The 19,272-nt window shown below is 59.2% G+C and carries 19 protein-coding genes and 1 tRNA gene; 16 read left to right on the plus strand and 4 right to left on the minus strand.

Going from position 1 to position 19,272, the window contains the following annotated elements; translation table 11 throughout:
• Window positions 1-122: 122 nt before the first annotated feature.
• The 13 genes from GMET_RS05085 (at window position 123) to GMET_RS18130 (ending at window position 12,673) form a co-directional block, all read left to right on the plus strand.
• Window positions 123-728 carry a hypothetical protein gene (locus GMET_RS05085; protein WP_004513188.1) on the plus strand — a complete coding sequence of 202 codons (606 nt, stop codon included), beginning with the start codon at window positions 123-125 and terminating at the stop codon, window positions 726-728.
• Window positions 729-775: 47 nt separating this feature from the next.
• Window positions 776-1,072, plus strand: a complete 297-nt coding sequence (locus tag GMET_RS05090) for a Rieske (2Fe-2S) protein (protein WP_004513189.1) — start codon at window positions 776-778, stop codon at window positions 1,070-1,072.
• 16 nt (window positions 1,073-1,088) lie between these two features.
• A complete protein-coding gene (locus GMET_RS05095; RefSeq protein ID WP_004513190.1) occupies window positions 1,089-1,979 on the plus strand; it encodes a c-type cytochrome in 891 nt (296 codons plus the stop codon).
• A 6-nt stretch (window positions 1,980-1,985) separates the two neighbouring features.
• Entirely contained in the window at window positions 1,986-5,600 is a 3,615-nt protein-coding gene (locus GMET_RS05100) for a nitrate reductase subunit alpha (protein WP_004513191.1), read from the plus strand.
• A gap of 50 nt (window positions 5,601-5,650) precedes the next feature.
• Entirely contained in the window at window positions 5,651-7,138 is a 1,488-nt protein-coding gene (gene narH, locus GMET_RS05105; RefSeq protein ID WP_004513192.1) for a nitrate reductase subunit beta, read from the plus strand.
• A 10-nt stretch (window positions 7,139-7,148) separates the two neighbouring features.
• Window positions 7,149-7,931, plus strand: a complete 783-nt coding sequence (gene narI, locus GMET_RS05110) for a respiratory nitrate reductase subunit gamma (RefSeq protein ID WP_004513193.1) — start codon at window positions 7,149-7,151, stop codon at window positions 7,929-7,931.
• A complete protein-coding gene (locus tag GMET_RS05115; RefSeq protein WP_004513194.1) occupies window positions 7,928-8,317 on the plus strand; it encodes a hypothetical protein in 390 nt (129 codons plus the stop codon). The genes narI and GMET_RS05115 overlap by 4 nt, the downstream gene beginning before the upstream one ends.
• Window positions 8,318-8,478: 161 nt before the next feature.
• Entirely contained in the window at window positions 8,479-8,886 is a 408-nt protein-coding gene (locus GMET_RS05120; protein ID WP_004513195.1) for a hypothetical protein, read from the plus strand.
• Window positions 8,887-8,969: 83 nt separating this feature from the next.
• Window positions 8,970-9,290, plus strand: coding sequence for a DUF5666 domain-containing protein (locus GMET_RS05125; protein ID WP_004513196.1), 321 nt, complete (start codon window positions 8,970-8,972; stop codon window positions 9,288-9,290).
• 98 nt (window positions 9,291-9,388) lie between these two features.
• The gene (locus tag GMET_RS05130; RefSeq protein ID WP_004513197.1) at window positions 9,389-10,063 is read left to right on the plus strand and encodes a response regulator; all 675 of its coding nucleotides are present in this window, start codon (window positions 9,389-9,391) and stop codon (window positions 10,061-10,063) included.
• Window positions 10,064-10,068: 5 nt separating this feature from the next.
• Window positions 10,069-11,493 (plus strand): sensor histidine kinase, encoded by a 1,425-nt coding sequence (locus tag GMET_RS05135; RefSeq protein WP_238378979.1) that lies wholly within the window; start codon window positions 10,069-10,071, stop codon window positions 11,491-11,493.
• A gap of 395 nt (window positions 11,494-11,888) precedes the next feature.
• Complete coding sequence (locus GMET_RS05140; RefSeq protein WP_004513200.1) at window positions 11,889-12,077, plus strand: hypothetical protein; 189 nt, start codon at window positions 11,889-11,891, stop codon at window positions 12,075-12,077.
• Between the two features lie 146 nt (window positions 12,078-12,223).
• Window positions 12,224-12,673, plus strand: a complete 450-nt coding sequence (locus tag GMET_RS18130; RefSeq protein WP_004513202.1) for an Hsp20/alpha crystallin family protein — start codon at window positions 12,224-12,226, stop codon at window positions 12,671-12,673.
• A 39-nt stretch (window positions 12,674-12,712) separates the two neighbouring features.
• On the opposite strand, the gene GMET_RS05150 is transcribed toward GMET_RS18130, so the two are convergent.
• A tRNA-Arg gene (locus tag GMET_RS05150) sits at window positions 12,713-12,789 on the minus strand.
• A gap of 141 nt (window positions 12,790-12,930) precedes the next feature.
• Between GMET_RS05150 and GMET_RS05155 the strand changes: the two genes are divergently transcribed.
• Window positions 12,931-13,779, plus strand: coding sequence for an MBL fold metallo-hydrolase (locus tag GMET_RS05155; protein WP_004513203.1), 849 nt, complete (start codon window positions 12,931-12,933; stop codon window positions 13,777-13,779).
• 9 nt (window positions 13,780-13,788) lie between these two features.
• Here the strand turns inward: GMET_RS05155 and GMET_RS05160 are convergent, their stop codons facing one another.
• Window positions 13,789-14,484 (minus strand): DUF1573 domain-containing protein, encoded by a 696-nt coding sequence (locus GMET_RS05160; RefSeq protein WP_004513204.1) that lies wholly within the window; start codon window positions 14,482-14,484, stop codon window positions 13,789-13,791.
• 195 nt (window positions 14,485-14,679) lie between these two features.
• Between GMET_RS05160 and GMET_RS05165 the strand changes: the two genes are divergently transcribed.
• A complete protein-coding gene (locus tag GMET_RS05165; protein WP_004513205.1) occupies window positions 14,680-16,185 on the plus strand; it encodes a DUF3426 domain-containing protein in 1,506 nt (501 codons plus the stop codon).
• Between the two features lie 117 nt (window positions 16,186-16,302).
• Here the strand turns inward: GMET_RS05165 and GMET_RS05170 are convergent, their stop codons facing one another.
• Window positions 16,303-16,473 carry a DUF362 domain-containing protein gene (locus GMET_RS05170; protein ID WP_004513206.1) on the minus strand — a complete coding sequence of 57 codons (171 nt, stop codon included), beginning with the start codon at window positions 16,471-16,473 and terminating at the stop codon, window positions 16,303-16,305.
• A 263-nt stretch (window positions 16,474-16,736) separates the two neighbouring features.
• Here GMET_RS05170 and GMET_RS05175 point away from each other — a divergent pair, with 263 nt between their 5' ends.
• A complete protein-coding gene (locus GMET_RS05175; protein WP_004513207.1) occupies window positions 16,737-18,002 on the plus strand; it encodes an acetate kinase in 1,266 nt (421 codons plus the stop codon).
• 150 nt (window positions 18,003-18,152) lie between these two features.
• On the opposite strand, the gene pta is transcribed toward GMET_RS05175, so the two are convergent.
• On the minus strand, window positions 18,153-19,154 hold the full coding sequence (gene pta, locus GMET_RS05180; RefSeq protein WP_004513208.1) for a phosphate acetyltransferase: 1,002 nt from the start codon (window positions 19,152-19,154) through the stop codon (window positions 18,153-18,155).
• Between the last annotated feature and the right edge of the window lie 118 nt (window positions 19,155-19,272).

Raw genomic sequence — 19,272 nt, forward strand, 5'->3', positions numbered from 1 at the left:
CATCATTCCGTCAAGGTGGCCGCAAGACGCAGGCGACACGCTGTCCTTCTCGTTTCACCGTCCGTGCCGGCCAGCATACGCATTTCTCCACTACCCGATAATCCTTCTCCGGAGGTCAGACAATGATGGCAATAACCTTCAGGACATGGGTGCGAGCAGAATTAGAGGCCGTCTGGGCCGTTGTGTTGGACAGTGTTGAGAACCCGCAGAGGTATATGTCAGATGTGGAAGCGGTCAGGGTATTGGAACGGCTTCAAGGTGGAATTACCAAGGAACTCACGATACGTGGCATGGAGTACGCGCCCGGGTGCTTTGATTTTTTCGTGTTCGAAAGGGGAACGCTAAAGAAGATCAAAAGCACGGAAAATGACAACGTGTGCGCCTCTGGAGTGTTCGACTCCTTTGTGTTTGAAAGCTCGATTATCCGGGAGGTCACGGTGCGGGGCGTGCCTTACCGGGAAAGGATTCGGATAAGCAACAAGGAGAGGAAAATTCACCGCGAACTGATCGACCATCCCGCCTGTTCCGGAAAGATAATCGTAAAAGCGGTTCCCTGCTCCGTGCAGAACCCCATGGCTCCTGTTGATCTGCAATTCTTTCTGGAGCTGAAATCCATGAAAGGGGCGAAAGAGGAAACAGAAGAGATGACCGGAGAAATCAAGAAAGAGCAACAGCGGCTTAAGGAGAAGGCCGAGGAACTGGAAGCAAGTGCTTTACGAGTACTTTAAGGAGAGAAGGCCGATCAGGCCCTAAGCCGGATGAGGAGGAAACCGACATGCAGTTTGCCGCGAAACTCGCCGAAGTCCCCCTCTGGGGGAAAAAACTCGTCACCGTCAGCGGTGAAGAGGTGGTGCTGATCAACGACAAGGGGAAGATCTACGCCTGTGAGAACTATTGCCCCCACCAGGGGAGCCCCATGCTGGCGGGAATCGTCAAGGACGGGGTCATTGCCTGCCCGCGGCACGGCTGGCACTACAAACTGGCGGACGGGGGATGCACGGATTTCCCCGACTATACCCTCAAAACCTACCGTGTTGAGGTGGTCGGCGACGACATCATGATCGATACGTGAGGGAGCGGGGGATGAGATGAAAACGGTGATCATCGGCGGGGTGGCCGCCAGTGCCGCCTGCGCCATGACGCGAAGAATGCTCGTTGCCATGGTGATCGCGCTGCTGGCTTCCGCCATGCATCCCCACCAGGGGTCTTCCAAAGAGAGGGCAGAGGGGGACGGAAAGGCCCTTTTCCAGGCGAAATGCTCTCCCTGCCACACCATAGGCGGTGGCAGGCTGGTGGGTCCGGACCTCAAGGGGGTGACGGCCCGGCGGGACCGGGGATGGCTCGAACGGTTCATCTCCGCGCCGGACAAGGTGCTGGCAAGCGGGGATCCGGTTGCCGCCAGGCTGTTCCAGGAGTCCAACAAGGTACCGATGCCGAACCTGGGGCTTGGCCAGGATCAGGTCAATGTCCTCCTCAACTATCTTTCGGCCCCGGAAGGAATATCTCCATCCAAGGCCGAACCCCCTGCCTCACCCGTTCAGGAGGAGGGAGATCCGTCGAGGGGGGAGAAATTCTTTACCGGCGCGCTCCCCTTCGCACAAGGCGGCACCCCCTGTATCGCCTGTCATCAGGTGGCCGGCATTCCTCCCCTGGGGGGCGGCGCCCTCGGCCCCGACCTGACCACGATCGTCGCGACGTTCGGCGATACGGCGCTCTCCTCTGCCCTTGCAACGCTCCCCTTTCCGACCATGAAACCGATCTTCGGCGACCATCCCCTTACCCGCGGGGAGCAGGGGGATTTGCTGGCCTTTTTCAGAAAAGTGGCACCGCGGCCGCCGGTGACGGCAACAACGCGTATTGCTTTGTGGGCGGGGGGAGGATTCCTGGTGCTCCTGCTCCTGACTGGCGCCCTGGGGCGCCGGAGGCTCGGGAGTGTCCGCGGAACCCTGGTGGATGAGGCGAATCGGGCGGGGAGGTGAGGGAAGATGCGATGGATCAAGGAGTTGACGGATCCGAAGGCGCGGCGATGGGAGGAATTCTACCGTAACCGCTGGCAGCACGACCGGGTCGTGCGGAGCACCCATGGCGTCAACTGTACCGGGGGGTGTTCGTGGCTGGTCTACGTGAAGGAAGGGATCGTCGCCTGGGAGATGCAGGCCACGGACTATCCGCGTCTCGAAGCGGGGCTTCCCCCCTATGAACCCCGCGGCTGCCAGCGGGGGATCTCCTTTTCCTGGTACCTCTACAGTCCCCTCCGGATCAAGCATCCGACGATCCGGGGAAGCCTCCTCGACCTCTGGCGCGCGGCAAAGGAGGAGCACAGCGACCCGCTGGCCGCCTGGGGCTCCATTGTGGAGGACAGCGAGAAACGGCGCAGTTACCAGCAGGCCCGGGGGAAGGGAGGGTTTCGCCGGACTTCCTGGGACGAGGCCCTGGAGATCACGGCCGCGTCCACGCTCTATACGATCAAGCGGTATGGCCCGGACAGGATCGTGGGGTTTTCCCCCATCCCGGCCATGTCCATGTGCAGCTACGCCGCCGGAACCAGGCTCCTTTCGCTCCTGGGAGGGGTGGTGCTGAGTTTTTACGACTGGTACGCCGATTTGCCTCCCGCCTCCCCCGAGACCTGGGGGGAGAAGACCGACGTGGCGGAGAGCGCCGACTGGTACAACAGCAAGTATATTGTGGTCATGGGGACAAACCTCTCCATGACGCGCACCCCGGACGTCCATTTCGTCGCGGAGGCCCGCACCAACGGCGCCAAGCTGGTGGTGCTCTCGCCCGATTTCAGCCAGGTATCGAAATACGCCGACTGGTGGCTTCCCGTCACCGCCGGCCACGACGGGGCCTTCTGGATGGCGGTCAACCATGTCATTCTCAGGGAATTTTATGTCGAGCGCCACGTCCCGTACTTTGCCGACTACCTCGCGCGCTATTCGGACGCTCCGTTCCTGGTGACGCTCGACCGGGGGGATGGAGAACGGTATGTGCCGGGGCGGCTTCTGCGGGCGGAATCCCTGCCCCGTTACCGGAGGGAGGAAAACGGCGAGTGGAAGTTCCTCGTTTTCGACCGGCTGAGCGGGGAGCCGAGGATGCCCGGGGGGAGCATCGGGTTCCGCTGGCAGAGGGAAGCGGGGAGGTGGAACCTGGAGATGAAGGATGGCCTCGACGGTGCGGAGATCGAGCCCCTTCTCTCCCTTCTCGACGGGCGGGACGACGTTCTGCCGGTCAGCATCACCGATTACGCCGGCGGGACCAGCGTCGCGCGGGGCGTTCCGGTCAGGTATCTGGAGACCGCCACCGGGAGAACTCCCGTCACAACGGTCTTCGACCTCCTCATGGCAAACTTCGGCGTCGGGCGGGGCCTGTCCGGAGACTATCCGGAGGATTACAATGCCGCCGCGCCAGGAACCCCCGCCTGGCAGGAGGAGTACACCGGGGTTGGCCGCGAGACCCTGATCCGCTTTGCCCGGGAGTGGGCCGGCACCGCCGAGAGAACCCGGGGGAAATGCACCATCATCGTCGGTTCCGGCGCAAACCACTGGTATCACAGCAACCTCACCTACCGGACCGGAATCACCGCCCTCATCCTCTGCGGCTGCGTCGGGGTGAACGGCGGCGGGCTCAACCACTACACCGGCCAGGAGAAGGTAGCTCCCGAGGCGTCTTGGTCTCTCCTCGCCTTTGCCAAGGATTGGACAAAGGGGGGGCGGTTCCAGAACACCCCGTCGTTCCACTACGTCCACAGCGACCAATGGCGCTATGACGGGGGGGCGGCCGACCCGCGTCCCGATCCGAAAGGGGGACCGGCCGGCCGTCACCCCATGGATCTCCAGGTGGACGCGGTCCGCATGGGATGGCTCCCCTTTTATCCCCAGTTCGACCGCAACCCGCTCGAACTCGTGAAGGAGGCGGAGGCCGCGGGGGCGAAGGGTGACGAAGAGATTATCCGCTGGGTCGTGGAGGAACTGGAGAAGAAACGGCTCCGCTTCGCCGTGGAAGAGCCGGATGCCCCGGAGAACTGGCCCCGGCTCTGGCTCATCTGGCGGGGAAACGCGCTCCTCTCCAGCGCCAAGGGGCACGAATACTTCCTCAGGCACTATCTCGGCACCCATGACAGCAGCATCGCCGACGAGTGCGCCGCCGAGCAGGTGGAGAACGCGGCGTGGCAGGATGCCGCCCCCCGGGGGAAGCTCGATCTCGTCGTGGACATCAATTTCCGGATGGACACCTCGGCCCTCTACTCCGATATCGTCCTCCCCACGGCCACCTGGTACGAGAAGGACGATCTGAATACCACGGATCTCCACTCGTTCATACACCCCCTGTCGGCCGCCGTCCCCCCCTGCTGGGAATCCCGGAGCGACTGGGAGATATTCAAGGCCCTGGCGGAGAAGATCTCGGCACTGGCAAGAATCCACTTCCCTGAGCCGGTTCGGGACATCGTTGCCGCGCCCCTTCTCCACGACACCCCCGGCGAGATCGCCCAGAGCGAGGTGAGGGGGTGGCATCGGGGGGAGTGCGAGGCGGTTCCCGGCACGACCATGCCGCGGCTTGCCGTGGTTGAACGGGATTTTGTTCATCTCTTAGACCGCTTTGTCTCGCTGGGTGAAGAGGTAAAACGGGAGGGGATCGAAGAGCGGGGACTCCGGTGGCCGGTTGCCGATCTCTACGACGAACTGCTGGAGAGTGCTCCGGTCCGCGAGTGGGGGGGGAAGCGGTTTCCCTCCCTTGCGGAGGCGGTCGATGCGGCAAACGCGATACTCCACTTTGCGCCCGAGACCAACGGCGAGGTTGCCTGGCGCGCCTTCCGGTCCCTGGAGGAGAAGACCGGCCTCACCCTCGCCGACCTCGCCTCCGACTACCGGGGGACCAGGTATCGCTTCAGCGACCTGGTCAGCCAGCCGCGCCGCATCCTTACGAGCCCCTGCTGGTCGGGGGTCACCAACAACGGCCGCCCCTACGCCCCCTATTGCCTCAACGTGGAGCGCTTGGTCCCCTGGCGGACCCTGACCGGCCGCCAGCATTTCTATCTGGATCACGGGTGGTATCGCGCCTTCGGCGAACACCTCCCGACCTTCAAGACAAGGATCGACACAGAGGAATCGGGCCACCTGGCGAAGAGCAGGCCGGTCGGCAAGGCTCTCATGCTCAACTGCCTTACCCCCCACGGCAAGTGGCACATGCATACGACCTATTACGACAATCACCGGATGCTCACCCTGTCCCGGGGTATCGAGCCCTTCTGGCTGAACGACCGGGATGCCGAGGAGATCGGGGTGAAGGACAACGAGTGGGTGGAAGTGTACAACGACAATGGGGTCGTGGTGACCCGGGCCGTGGTAAGCGCCCGGATCCCCCGAGGGGTCGGCATCTACTATCACGCGCCGGAGCGGACCATTTCCGTTCCCCTCTCCCCCCTCAGGGGGAACAGGCGCGCCGGCGGGCACAACAGCCTGACCCGAGCCCGGTTGAAGCCGGTGCTGATGGCCGGCGGCTATGGCCAGCTCTCCTACGCCTTCAATGCCTGGGGACCGCCGGGGAGCGACCGGGACACCTACGTGTATGTGCACAAGCTTGAGGGGGCCCTTCGCTATTGAGGGGAGAGGGAACGGTTATTCCCGTCGGGATCTGAGGAAGGAGAAGCGCCATGAAAGTCCGTGCCCAGGTTTCCATGGTGTTCAACCTGGACAAGTGTATCGGCTGCCACACGTGCAGCATCGCCTGCAAGAACATCTGGAGCGACCGCCGGGGCGCCGAGTACATGTGGTGGAACAACGTGGAGACGAAGCCGGGGACCGGCTATCCGACCCTCTGGGAGGACCAGGAGAAGTACCGGGGAGGGTGGGAGCGAACCGACAGGGAACCGCGCCTCCGGCTCCACTCCCGGGGTGGCGGATTGGCGAAGCTATTCTTCAATCCCCGTCTCCCGACCATTGACGACTATTACGAGCCGTGGAGCTACCGGTACGGCGATCTCCTCAGCGCCCCGGCCGGGGATGACCAGCCGGTGGCACGCCCGGTCTCCCTGGTGACCGGAGACCCCATCAACATCGAGGCCGGGCCCAACTGGGACGACGATCTCGGGGGCTCTCCCGTCTATGGGGCTCATGACCCGAACCTTGCTGCCGTGAGCGAGGCGGAACGGCGTCAACTCTTCCTCCTGGAGCGGATGGTCCTCTTCTATCTTCCCCGGATCTGCAACCACTGCGCGAATCCCGGGTGCGTGGCCGCCTGTCCTTCCGGGGCCATCTACAAGCGGGGCGAAGACGGCATTGTCCTGGTGAGTCAGGAGAAGTGCCGGGGCTGGCGCATGTGCGTTTCGGGATGTCCCTACAAGAAGGTCTATTACAATTGGGGTAGCGGTAAGTCGGAAAAATGCATCCTCTGCTATCCCCGCCAGGAGACCGGCCAGGCCCCGGCCTGTTTCCATTCCTGCGTCGGGCGGCTCCGCTACCTGGGAGTGCTCCTCTACGATGCGGAGCGAATCGAACGGAGTGCTTCGCGCCCCGACCACGACCTGGTGCAGGCGCAACGGGAGATGATTCTCGACCCCTCCGATCCCGAGGTTGTCAATAAGGCGGCGGAAGAGGGGATTCACCCAGCGGTCCTGGCCGCTGCCCGTAATTCGCCGGTCTATCGATTCGTCAAGGAGTGGCGGCTGGCACTGCCGCTTCATCCCGAATTCGGCACCGTCCCGATGCTCTATTACGTCCCTCCGCTCCTGCCGCTTGCCGCCGATCGGGAAAATGGCTGCTATGACCTCGGGGGGGAGTTCTTCACCTCCCTAGAGCAGGGGCGCTTGCCGCTTCGCTATCTCGCATCCCTCTTCTCGGCAGGCAATGAAGAAATCATCCGCGCGGTCTACCGGAAACTCACGGCGGTCCGTGTTCACCGTCGAGCGGCCACCACGGGAGATGTGCCGGCCGGCGAGTTGGAACGGTTCCTCGCGGAAGCGGGCACCACCCCGGAGGAAGCCGAGGCGATCTACCATATGACGTCACTTGCCGGGTTTGATGAGCGGCACGCCGTTCCCCCCTTCATGCGGGAGATGGCGATGGAAATGTCGGTCGATCCGGCTGACCGGAAAGGGGAGGCGGGAACGGGATTCCTTCGGCCTCCGAAAAGGGGATGGTGATGGCCACGATATGCCGGTCGATTCCGGACTGTCGGACCATATCTGCGCCATCCTCCGGTTTCTTGCCCGTCCGGCCGGAACAGCCCCGAACAGCGGTGACCCTATGACTGACTATCTCTTTTTCGGTGTTTTCCCCTACGTTGCCCTCGTTGTCGCAGTGGGCGGCGGGGTGTATCGGTATGCGAAGGAACGGTTTTCCTTTTCAAGCCTCTCTTCCCAGTTTCTGGAGAACCGGGCCCTTTTCTGGGGGAGTGTTGCCTGGCATTACGGCATTGTCCTGGTTCTCCTCGCCCATCTCGCGGCACTGCTCCTCCCCGCATCCTGGGGGCGCCTCCTGGGCGACCCGCTCCGTCTCGCCGTCCTTGAAGTGACCGGCCTTGCCCTCGGGCTGTTCACCCTTGCCGGCATCGTGGTCCTTCTGTTCAGGCGGATCGCCAGTCCGAAGGCGTGGGCGGTTGTCACGGTCATGGACTTGTTCCTGTTGGCCGTCCTTGTTCTTCAAGTGGGTACCGGACTTTACAATGCTTTCGTGTATCGCTGGGGTTCCCTCTGGTATCTTTCCCTGGCCGTCCCCTGGCTCCACTCCCTGGCATGCCTGAACCCGGATATCAAATACATTGTTCCACTCCCGTTGCCGGTTAAAGTGCACCTGTTCAACGCCTTTGTCATCTTTGTTCTCTTTCCGGTCACCCGGCTGGTGCACATCGTGTCGATACCCGTTTCCTATCTCTGGCGCCCCTGGCAGATAGCTGTCTGGAATAAGCCTCCGCGTTGGATGATCCCAAGGAAGTGAACGGGATCGTGGTGGAGAGCGAGCAGGGCAGGGGAACGACCGTGCGGGTCCTGATTCCGCGGACCGAGCAGATCGAACGGGCACTCGCATCGGCCCGCACGGAACCGACCCTCTTTCCCCAGCACCTCCCCCCCGACATCCGCGTTCAGATCGCGCGGGCAGCCGTGGAGCAACCCGTGTCAGGGGCAGGTCCCCATCGGATCACCCAATCGCTGCCGCGGCTCCAGGACTTTCGCGAAACGGTGCTCGCCCGGGCCGAAAAGGAATACCTGCGCGATCTGCTCTCCCTCACCGGCAGCGATCTCAAGGAGGCGTGCCGCATTGCCGGACTGTCACTGTCGCGGTTGTACGCCCTTCTCAGCAAGCACGGCATCAAGCCTTCGTAACGATTTCCAACCGGTTTCAGTCCCGTGATGCCACAGAATCTGTCCTCCAAAATTCTTTCAAAAAAAGTGTCGAGCTTTAATCCTTCCTTCATCTTCGCTTTGCTAGGCTGAAGTCAAAGCATGGGGGAAAACCGGAGTCGCTCCCGGAAAAGGAGGAGAGTATGAAGAACTTTATTACAACCATGGCAAAGGAACTGATCGCGGCATTCGAGAGAGAGTATGCGGAGGCCGAACAGTACAAAAGTACCGTCTCCGGAACGGTCAGAAGCCTTCCCGAAGGAATGACCGGCATCTGGGATGTGGATGGCAGGGAGGTCAACGTGCCGAAAGGGACCTTCATCAAGGCGGATCATGGAAAGGCCGAAGTGGGCGCCTCTGTGGAGGTTGAGGGGACCCTTAGCGGCAAGACGCTGAATGCTTACCGGATTGCCGTAACGAGGGGCGCCACGGAAGCGCAGAAAATCCGCGGGGCCGTCGACAAGCTTCCGGTCGGCAAGTATGAAAAATGGAGCGCGCACAACGCGGGGATGCTGGTGGCAACGAGATGTCGCCATCAGGCAAAAGCGTGACAGGACAGAAGGTGGGGCCTGTGAGGAGGTTGAAGGCCCCAATGGGGGAGGCACGGTCGGAATCACCGGGACAGGAGGATAACATGAAAAACTTCATCGCCATCGTGGCACTGGGGCTGTTCGTGGCGCTGGCGGCAGGAGTTACATTCGCCAGCGAGCATGGAAGGCATGAAGGAAAAGAGGCGGGACAGTATGAAAGCACGATCTACGGAACGGTCAGAAGCCTCCCCAGCGGGATGATCGGCGTCTGGAACGTGAACGGCAGGGAGGTCAACGTAACGAAAGCCACCAGTATCAAGGAAAAGCATGGAAAAGCTGAAGTGGGGGCCTACGTGGAGGTGGATGGGCACCATGCCGGCAAGGTCTTTTCCGCCGGCAAGATCGAGGTAAAAAGGGGAAAGTGATAGGCACTGAGTCGGGGCGGGGTCTTCCCTGCCCCGGCAACGGTTCCCTCTGGTAGAATGAAAGGAAGTCATGACCTCTGGCCTAACGGTGGCGCGAGATGAAAATCCTCATTATCGAAGACGAAAAGAGAATGGCCGGGATTCTGAAAAAGGGGCTCGAGGAAAACGCCTTCATCGTCGACCTGGCCGGCGACGGTGAAGAAGGGTTGTACATGGCCGAGAACTATCCCTACGACGCGGTACTGCTCGACATCATGCTCCCGGTCATGGACGGCCTCTCGATCCTGAGCGCGTTGCGGTCGAAGAGAAGCGAGGTACCGGTCCTCCTGATCACCGCCCGGGGGGAGATCGAGAGCAGAATAAAGGGGCTCAATTTCGGAGCGGATGACTATATCGTGAAGCCCTTTGACTTTCATGAACTCCTGGCGCGGCTGAAATCGGTGATCCGGAGGAGCAAGGGGAGACCTTCACCCCTTGTTGCAATCGACGACCTATCACTGGACACGAACTCCCGGAGCGTATGCCGCGGCGGGAGAGAGATCCGCCTGTCCGCTACCGAATACAATCTCCTTGAATACCTGGCGCTGAACAGCGGCAGGGTAATCAGCAGGACTGAACTTACGGAGCATATCTACGACACGGACTTCGACCGCGACAGCAACGTCATCGACGTCTATGTGAACCACCTGCGAAACAAGCTGGATAAGGGCTTTGACCGACAGCTCATCCACACGGTGCGGGGCGCGGGCTACATCCTGAAAGGCGATGCATGAGAGGGATGCCGAACTCCATACAAGGAAGGCTCTTCCTCTCGATTGTCACGTTTACGTCTCTGTTGTTCATCGCGGTCGGCGTCTTCATCTACCGCGAGGTAAACGGGATCGTTATCGGCGCGGTTGACAGGACCCTTCACTCCAAAGTACAGGTGATTACCGGGCTCCTCCATGAGGAGGACCACACCATTGAACTGGAGTTGGAGGAGGTTGTTTCCGGGGAATATTCCATCCCGCGGTCCGGGCACTACTTCAAGGTGATGATGAACGGGAAGCTCCTCGCCGCATCGCCTTCGCTGGTTAACGACAGCTTCGATCTCGGCGCCGGGGCACCTGAACCTTCTGACGAAGAACTCGGAGAAGATATCTCTACCTCCGTGGGGCCTGCCGGCGAGCCGATTCGGGTGCTTCGGCACAATCTCAGCGCCTTTGGCATGACGTTCACCGTCTTTGTGGCGGAGAGCCTCAGCGACAGCCTCGATATGATCAGCACCTTCAGACGTTTTCTCCTTCTGGTCATCCCTTCGGGGATCGTGATCGCCTCTCTCATCTGCCTGTGGATAGCACGGCAGTCGCTGGCCCCCCTCGCGATATTTTCCGGCAGGATCGAGACCATCACCCACAAAAACCTGGGGGAAAGGATCGATGCCGAATCGGAGACCCGGGAGTTGGCCGGACTGGCCGGCTCATTCAATAAGATGCTCGATCGGTTGCAAAAGGTGTTCGAGAGCGAGAAAAGACTGATCGCGGATGCTTCCCATGAGCTCAAGACCCCGGTTTCGGTGATCAAGGTCCAGTGTGACGTGGTGCTGCAAAGGGAACGGACGCCGGAAGAGTACATTGATGCCATACAGACCATCAGGACGGTCTCCGATACTATCAGTATGATCGTGAGGGACCTTCTCTCCCTCGCCCGCCTTGACTCAGGTGTCTTTTCGCAGGGATTTGCGGTCGTATCCCTTAACGCCTGCATCGGGAGAGCGCTGGACATGACGAAGCCTTTTGCCGAAAAGAGACACCTTCAGGTTATCGCAGCACTGGGAGACGACGTCGCCATCCTGGGAAATGGTGAGAGTCTGACGGAGGCGTTTCTCAACATTCTCGAAAACGGCGTGAAATATAACAGGGAATACGGCATGTTGGAGATCACCGTCGTCGGGAGTGGCGCGCAAGCGGTTGTCTCCATAAAAGACACCGGCGTCGGTATGGAAAAGGAGGATCAGGCACGGATATTCGACCGATTCTACCGGGCCGACACTGCACGAAACTCCGATGGCACCGGGCTCGGCCTCAGTATAGCCAAAGCGATCATCGATGCCCACGGCGGTGCGATCACGCTGGCAAGCGAACCGGGAAAGGGAGCCACCTTTACCGTAATCTTGCCGGTCAATCACCACACGGTCGAAAAGGGAATACTACCGGGGGCCTGACACCGGACAAGTGGCCAGGTGCTCCGAAGACGGCGTGCGTACCGCGCCTTAACCAATGCCTCCCGTTCTCCCGCGAAAACCTCTTTACCAGAGCGCAGGAGTCCTTCTCGCGGATCAAGCCCACCTCAGAAATCTCTTGTAGAACTGGAATCATTCCCGCGTCGCAGGAAAATCTTTAGTCCCTCCCGACAACTCGCCTGGCGCATCTATCCAGAATTGCTGCACAATCAACAATATCTCCCTCTGGCATGCACCATGCTGTAGGGTCATTGAATACTGAGACTCAGAGCGAGGTTATTGCCTATGGATGTGCTGTTCTACGCCCCTGACGGGGTTGGCGACGATATCCGGAAAACGGTCTCGGGGTTATTCCCGGCCTGGAAGTGTATCGGACAATGGGAACACTGACGGAACGCTTCCGCCGGGTGCTGGAGCAACCGGCAATAACCGTTCTGGTAGTCCGGGACAGGGATGAACTGGAGAGTCTGCATGCAATGCGAACCGCTCTCCGCGACACGAGGACCGTCCTGGTTCTTCCCGACAGACAGGCCGAGACAGTCAGTACCTGGAACCACGATTCATGAGTTACCTGGACCAGAACCCGGCGGAGGTGGCCGCCGTGCTCGGGAAAATGGTGAAGGCCGGTAACGGAAATCGGGATCCGGCAGGTGAACGGATGCCGCTGCTGTAGTGGCGGCGGGAGCGAGGAAGAGGCAAGGAGGTTTGAGCTATGGGAATGAACGGCAGAGTACTCCATGGAGAAGCGACGCCGCCGGGCATTTGTCCGGGTGACCCCTATCACGGCAATACCGGAGAGGTTGCTGTTCCTGTGACCGACAACGGGAACTGGCTCCCGGCGGTGGAGTTTTCGGAGACGGAAGAAAGTCTCATGGTGTCGGTCGAACTTCCCGATGTTCAGGCGGAAAATGTCGCCGTGAGCGTCGACAACGAACTCAGCATCAGGGGGGAACGAGTGGAGGACGAGGTGTCGAGCGAACATCCGTCTCGCTCGGCGGTCTCGTTCTGCCGTTCCTTTCCGATGCCGGCCATATCTGGAGGAGATTACGTCCAAGAGGCGTTGCGCGTAGTCGGACCAATTACTGCGGAGAGAGGAGTTTTACGGGGGGGCAAGAATCCCCTGCTTTTCCCTAGGGTGTTCAAAAGGGAATTCAAAAAATAAAAGGGGTTACGCTGCTTTTGCGTAACCCCTTGTTATTGCTGGCGGGCGGTATACGATTCGAACGTACGACCTCAGGCTTCGGAGGCCTGCGCTCTATCCAGCTGAGCTAACCGCCCGTGGAATTTTCATTGATACACTACAGCGCTAAAATTCTCAAGAAAAAGTTTCGTTCGCCTCAAATTAGTCGATGCCTGAGCAACGCTGTCATTTTGTGGCCTCTTTTGTTACACTGGTCAGAAAAAACGGGTGTGAGGTCCATGAAAAAGCTTCTTCTCTCTCTGACCCTTACGGTGCTCCTGGGTTTACTCGGTCGGCCCGCAATAGCCGCAAACTATGAGATAAAGCTGGTCGACGAGGGGGTGTTCGCCGCCATTGCCCTTCCTGAGGGAAAGGCGGCCAGCAATGCCCTCATCATCATCACCCCCCATCAGGTTATCCTTGCCGGCGCCCACTTTGTTCCCGAAGGGATAAAGGAACTCATTGCCGATATCGCCGAGATTACCCCGCTCCCGTTGCGCTCGGTCATCCTCACCCATCACCATAAGGGGTTCAACTACGTTGATTTCGATTTCCCCGCCAATGTCGAAATTATCACGTCATGGCAGACATGGCAGGCGCTGAAGGCTGAAACCCGGCCGCTGCGCAACCCCGTTACCTTTTTCGAGAAGGGGCTGACCCTTCTCAGGAGCAACACCACCATTGTCCTCAGTAGTGCCGACTTCGGTCACACCGAGGGGGACGTGTTTCTCTTTCTCCCCAACGAAGGGATTCTCTTTGCCTCGGATCTCTTTTACAACGACGTGGTGGGCTATATGGGCGAAGGACATATGCGGGACTGGGTGATCACCCTGGAGACCTTGGAGGCCGTGGGGGCGCAATACGTGGTCCCGGGGCTCGGCCAGGTGACAGACCGGTCAGGCCTCAGACGCTTCCGGCTCTTCTTCAAGGATTTCCTGACAGAGGTCCTGCGCCATATGGAGGCAGGCAAGACCCTGGCCGAGACGAAGAAGCTCTTCAGGCTTCCCGCCCATGAAGGGATGCCGGGGTATAAGGCCTTCCTGGATGTGAATCTTGATAGGGCCTACCAGGACCTGCGGGACCAGTGACGCCCCAGGCTACTTGGCAACCGACCCGTAGAGGGGAAGCGTTATTTCCGGTTTGCCCGGGATGTCAGTGGCAATGATGATGAACCCGCTCAGGAAGCGGTCTTCGGGGCGGGGCGAGACAGTCACTGACAGCTGGGTCCTTTCTCCCGGCTTAAGGGCGTGTTTCTTAATGGTTGCCTTTACCTGGGGCATGGGAGTGGTGACCGAGAGTATCTTGACGGTCCTTTCGCCATGATTTTCCAGGGCAACGGAGGCTTCCTTGCTGCTTCCCGCCTTGGTCTGTCCAAGATTTATCTGGTGTGGGGTCACCACCAGTTCTTCGTTGATGTTTCCCTTGATGGTAAGGGTTGTGGTGGGCGAAGCAGGGTCATTGCTTTCAACGGTAATCGTCTTGGTTACCTTGCCGCCGAAATTTGCCGAGTCAAAGGATATTTTCAGATCCGCGCTTTTCCCCGGGGCAATGGTCTTTGTTGAAACATTTGCAACAGTACAGCCACATGACGTCTTCGTTCTGTTGATGGTGAGGGGGGAATCTCCCTTGTTCATGAGCTTGAAGACGTGCTCGAGCTTTTTGCCCTGGGATATGGAGCCGAAATCGAAAACCGGCCTGTCTACTTCCAGAACCGGGGCGGCAAATGCCGGAAGAGACAATGTCAGGATCAGGAATGCAACAACTGCAAGGGTGTGAAGGGGGTGGCGGATCATCGTTTGCTCCTTGCCCGAAGGGGATTGGCTTAATGGGAAGCCTGGATTCATACTCTTCATGTATATAGCATAAAGGGGATGCGGTGACCATAATGATTTGACCTAAGTCCTTTTCTCTGTTATAGAAAATGCCGAAAATCACGCCTTTGCGTAGGTTTGCCCAATGACACGTACTTTCCACCTGCGGAGTGACAGATGATTATACAGTGTGCACAGTGCAAAGCCAGATTCAGGCTCGACGATTCAAAAGTCAGTGATGCCGGGATCAAGGTCCGGTGCTCAAAGTGCAAGCACATTTTCGTGGTGAAGAAAGAGGCGCCAGTCGAGGAAAGTGATCTTGATGTTCTTCTCCAGGGGCTGGGCTCGCCCTCTGCAGGTACTGAACTTGCCGCGGGTGCCGGGACGGTTGCGGCTGTTACCGCCATGCCCGCAGACCAGGCTTTGGAAGCAGCAACGCCTCCCCCTGCTGAAGAACCGTTTTCCTTTAGCGGTGCCCCGGAAGAGTTTTCGTCATCGGTCGTTGCAGAATCATCCGAAGATCGGGAGGGGTATTCACTCGGTATCGAGCCCGCAGAGCCGGAAAAGCCGGTGGCGGATTTCCAGGAGAACACTCGTCCGGAAGAGGCGTTCGGCGGCTTCGAGTTCGAGAAGGATGATTCTGCTGCTGCCGCCATCTCTGGTGAGGCGGGCTTTCTAGCCTCCGATTCGGCCATGTCCGAGGGGGGAGAAGAGCTGGCAGGGAGCGGCACCATCGAAGAGGAAGAGATCAGTTTTGGCGAGGTGAGCCCCGAGGCTTTTGCCGCAGCGACCGGTGCGTCTGCTTCTGGCGTCGAAGGATCGGAAGAAGAGGAGATCTCTTTCGAGTTTGAAGAGGCTGACGCGGCTGTTTACGGAGAAAATGCCGAAGCGGAAGAGTCAGCGGCCGGTGATGTTGACTTTGGCGAAATAGATTTCGGGATTGAGGATGCTGAATCGGAGTCAGTCAGTGGCGGTGAAAACCTGTTTTCAGCTTCCGCCGTTTCAGAACCGGAAAGTGCGCCTATGGACAAACCCGCGGGCGAGGAACTCCCGGTAACAGAGATACCACCCATCCTCCCTGCGGCGGCGGCCGAGGGCGAAGCTCCACCCCTGAGCATTGCATCGCGCCGTAAAGGGAGATCGTTCTTGCCGTCCGTTGTCATTGCGTTTTCAGTTCTCGTGATCGTCGCCCTTGCCGGCTTCGGATTTTATTTTTTCAAAGAGGGGCCGGAGCTCCTCAACAGGCTGGGTGTCGGTTTTCTTGCCGAGTGGTTTGGTGTGGAGGGTCGCGAGGAGGGGGTGATTTCCCTCGATAAGGTTGGCGGCACCTATCTTGTCAATTCCGAGGCTGGAGAGGTGTTTGTCATCCGTGGGGAGGCGGTGAATAATTACCGCAAGTCCCGGGCTGCCATTCAGGTTCGCGGCGCGCTATTGGCGGCAGGTGGTCAGGCGGTGGTGCAGAAGGTTGCCTATTGCGGCAACAATCTCACCGACGAGCAGATAAAAACACTTCCGTTCGCGCGGATTGAAGCGGCCATGGGAAACCAGTTCGGCGATTCTCTCGCGAACCTTGGCGTCCAGGCGGGCAAGCGGATACCTTTTGTTATCGTGATTGCCAAAATCCCGAAGGATGTTGTCGATTACGCTGTAGAGGTGGTCGGTTCGACAGTGGCAAGCCAGTAGCGTTCGAGAAATAATTGATTGAAGGCCGGATTCGTTCCGGCCTTTTTTTATGGACGCGCAAAAAAAGAAGCCGGTTCCGATTGCTCGGACCGGCTTCGCATGCTGAAACCTGACGAATTAAGCAGCGCTGATGGCGCTGGTCGGGCAGGTGTCGACACAGGCACCACAGTCGATGCAGGTGTCACCGTCAATTTTGTGCTTGTCACCGGCCGGGGCGATGGCGTTCACCGGGCAGGAATCGACACAGGAACCGCAGTTAGTACAGTCATCAGAAATAACGTGAGCCACTGGTCCTACCTCCTTATAAAGGTTTTTGGTCTGAGCCAAATTATCCGTAAACATAGCACGGCGGGTTCCTGAAGTCCAGCAGAAAGGTGCTGCCCCAGAGTTGGAGTTCACAAAAAACTTGAATTTAAGCCACCTGTATTGTATATATAAAAAACAGTTTTATTTTTTGGGGCTTGCGACTTGCGGTATTTGAAATTATCCTGATATTCCACGTTTTATTACTGTTTAACGTTTTTTATTTTTACTCAATTTAGGAGGATATGATGGTAATTCTCGCCCTCAACTGCGGCAGCTCCTCGGTGAAATACCAGTTGTTCGACTGGGAAAAGAAAGAGGTCGTCGCCAAGGGTATGGTGGAGCGGGTCATTATCGGCGACTCGTTCATCATGCACGAGGTTCCGGGCCGTGAAACCTACCGGAAGGAATATGAGTGCCCCGACCACAAGGTGGCCATCGATCTGATTATCAGGACCCTCGTTGATGGGGAGCACGGTGTCCTCAAGGATATCAATGAGATTTCCGCGGTTGGCCACCGTGTTGTCCACGGTGGAGAAATGTTCACCCGCTCGGTTCTCATTGACGAGAAGGTGCTTGATGCCGTCAAGGATGTTCAGCACCTGGCACCCCTCCATAACCCGCCGAACATCGCCGGTATCGAGGCGGCCCAGGCTGTTCTCCCGTCAGTGCCGCACGTTGCCATTTTCGATACGGCTTTCCACCAGACAATGCCCGAGCATGCCTATCTCTACCCGCTTCCCTACGAGTGGTATGAGAAATATGGCGTCCGCCGCTACGGTTTCCACGGGACCTCTCACCTCTTCGTGTCGAAGCGGGCCGCTGTCCTGCTCGGCAAAAAACCTTCGGATTGCAACATCATCACCATGCATATCGGCAACGGTGTTTCCCACTGTGCCATCAGGGGAGGGGTGTCCATCGATACCAGCATGGGGCTCACGCCGCTCGAAGGGGCGGTTATGGGCACCCGGTGCGGCGATATCGATCCGGCTATTCCGGCCTTCATGATGCAGAAGGAAAACCTTTCCGCCAAGGAAATCGACAGCATTCTCAACAAAAAGAGCGGGGTGCTGGGCGTGACCGGGCGCTTCACCGACCGCCGCGATGTGATCGAAAACGCCAATAATGGCGATCATCGCTGCAAGGTTGCCCTTGAGATCGAAGCGTACCGTCTCAAGAAGTATATCGGCACCTACATGGCGGTGCTCGGCCGTCTCGATGCGGTGGTTTTCACTGCCGGCGTCGGTGAGATGGGGTGGCCCATCAGGGAGAAGACCATTGAAGGGCTCGAAGGTATCGGCATCAAACTGGACCGTGAGCGGAACAAAAGCGCCATGACCAGAAAACGGGAGACGCTCATTACCACCGATGACTCCCCCATCAAGGTCTTCGTCATTCCCACCGACGAGGAACTTGTCTTTACCGAGGACGTGGTTGCCATACTCGATGGCACCTACACCGACCACATGAACTTTGACTACTCGTTTGCGCGGCAGGACTTCGTTCGGTCCTAGCAAACAGGTGAACTGACCCTGCCTGGAAAAAGGCCGCCGTGGGTTTCCATGGCGGCCTTTCTGTGTTATGCGGACATCAACGAAAAAACGGCCGCCGGGCATTGCGCCTGGCGGCCGTTTTTCATTTTCGGCACAGAATCTCTCTGCGGGCTAGCCTTGTGCCTGGACCGCCGTGATGGCGGCAACGTTGACGATATCATCCACGGAACAGCCGCGGGAAAGATCGTTCACCGGCTTGGCGAGTCCCTGGATGATGGGGCCGATGGCCTCTGCGCCGGCGACGCGCTCCACGAGCTTGTAGGCGATGTTGCCGGCATCCAGGTCCGGGAAGACGAGGACATTGGCCTTGCCGGCCACGGCGCTGCCGGGGGCCTTGCGCTCGCCCACCTTGGGAAGGAGCGCCGCGTCGGCCTGGAGTTCTCCGTCGATCTGCAGTGCAGGGTCTATGCCCTTGGCCAGTTCCATGGCCTTGAGGACTTTGTCCACGTCTGCGTGGGTTGCGCTCCCCTTGGTGGAGAAGGAGAGCATGGCCACCCGGGCGTCCACGTCGAGGAACGCCTTGCAGTTGCGGGCTGTGGCCACGGCGATGTCGGCCAGGGCCTGGGCGTCGGGGTTGGGGTTCACGGCGCAGTCGGCGAAGAAGATGATGCCGTTTTCACCGAAGCTCGGGGTCTTGGTGACCATGAAGAAGAAGGAGGATACCGTCTTGATTCCCGGGGCCGGGCCAACGGTCTGAAAAGCTGCCCGGAGGACATCGCCGGTGGTGCCGGTGGCGCCGGCTACTTCGCCTCCCGCGTCCCCCTGACGGACCATCATGCCGGCATAGTAGAGGTTGTCGGCGGCGGTGAGAAGCTTCAGTGCCTCTTCCTTCGTGAGTCCCTTGCTCTTGCGCAGTTCCACGAGGGCGTCGGCATAGTCGCTGAGCTTTGGGGAGGAGGCCGGATCAATCAGTTCGACCTTGGAGATGTCGGCGCCGAGGTCGGCGGCTTTCTTCGCGATGGCGTCAGCATTGCCGAGCATGACTACCCTTGCCAAACCCTGTTCGACGATCTGTTGGGCAGCGGCGTACATCCGGTCGTCGTAGCTCTCCGGGAGTACGATGGTCTGCAGCTTGTTCCGGGCTTTAGCCTTGATTTGGTCCATCAGGCCCATGGTCGATCCTCCTTGGTCTAAATTCAAACGGAATTCTAGTTTATAGTCTATGCGGGGAAGCTGGTCAACAAAAAACCCGGCCTGGGCCGGGTTTAGAAGGGTGGAGGGCGTTTGCCGA

The sequence above is a fragment of the Geobacter metallireducens GS-15 genome, from assembly GCF_000012925.1.
Lineage (GTDB): Bacteria > Desulfobacterota > Desulfuromonadia > Geobacterales > Geobacteraceae > Geobacter > Geobacter metallireducens.

Excerpts from the sequence above, each read along its gene's own strand:
- pta (WP_004513208.1), bottom strand. The coding sequence starts at position 19,154 with ATGGGCCTGATGGACCAAATCAAGGCTAAAGCCCGGAACAAGCTGCAG.
- GMET_RS05155 (WP_004513203.1), top strand. The coding sequence starts at position 12,931 with ATGAAAAAGCTTCTTCTCTCTCTGACCCTTACGGTGCTCCTGGGTTTA.
- GMET_RS05090 (WP_004513189.1), top strand. The coding sequence starts at position 776 with ATGCAGTTTGCCGCGAAACTCGCCGAAGTCCCCCTCTGGGGGAAAAAA.
- GMET_RS18130 (WP_004513202.1), top strand. The coding sequence starts at position 12,224 with ATGGGAATGAACGGCAGAGTACTCCATGGAGAAGCGACGCCGCCGGGC.
- GMET_RS05165 (WP_004513205.1), top strand. The coding sequence starts at position 14,680 with ATGATTATACAGTGTGCACAGTGCAAAGCCAGATTCAGGCTCGACGAT.
- GMET_RS05100 (WP_004513191.1), top strand. The coding sequence starts at position 1,986 with ATGCGATGGATCAAGGAGTTGACGGATCCGAAGGCGCGGCGATGGGAG.
- GMET_RS05175 (WP_004513207.1), top strand. The coding sequence starts at position 16,737 with ATGGTAATTCTCGCCCTCAACTGCGGCAGCTCCTCGGTGAAATACCAG.
- GMET_RS05135 (WP_238378979.1), top strand. The coding sequence starts at position 10,069 with ATGCCGAACTCCATACAAGGAAGGCTCTTCCTCTCGATTGTCACGTTT.
- narI (WP_004513193.1), top strand. The coding sequence starts at position 7,149 with ATGCCGGTCGATTCCGGACTGTCGGACCATATCTGCGCCATCCTCCGG.
- GMET_RS05140 (WP_004513200.1), top strand. The coding sequence starts at position 11,889 with ATGGGAACACTGACGGAACGCTTCCGCCGGGTGCTGGAGCAACCGGCA.
- GMET_RS05120 (WP_004513195.1), top strand. The coding sequence starts at position 8,479 with ATGAAGAACTTTATTACAACCATGGCAAAGGAACTGATCGCGGCATTC.
- GMET_RS05130 (WP_004513197.1), top strand. The coding sequence starts at position 9,389 with ATGAAAATCCTCATTATCGAAGACGAAAAGAGAATGGCCGGGATTCTG.
- GMET_RS05095 (WP_004513190.1), top strand. The coding sequence starts at position 1,089 with ATGAAAACGGTGATCATCGGCGGGGTGGCCGCCAGTGCCGCCTGCGCC.
- GMET_RS05160 (WP_004513204.1), bottom strand. The coding sequence starts at position 14,484 with ATGATCCGCCACCCCCTTCACACCCTTGCAGTTGTTGCATTCCTGATC.
- GMET_RS05085 (WP_004513188.1), top strand. The coding sequence starts at position 123 with ATGATGGCAATAACCTTCAGGACATGGGTGCGAGCAGAATTAGAGGCC.
- narH (WP_004513192.1), top strand. The coding sequence starts at position 5,651 with ATGAAAGTCCGTGCCCAGGTTTCCATGGTGTTCAACCTGGACAAGTGT.
- GMET_RS05125 (WP_004513196.1), top strand. The coding sequence starts at position 8,970 with ATGAAAAACTTCATCGCCATCGTGGCACTGGGGCTGTTCGTGGCGCTG.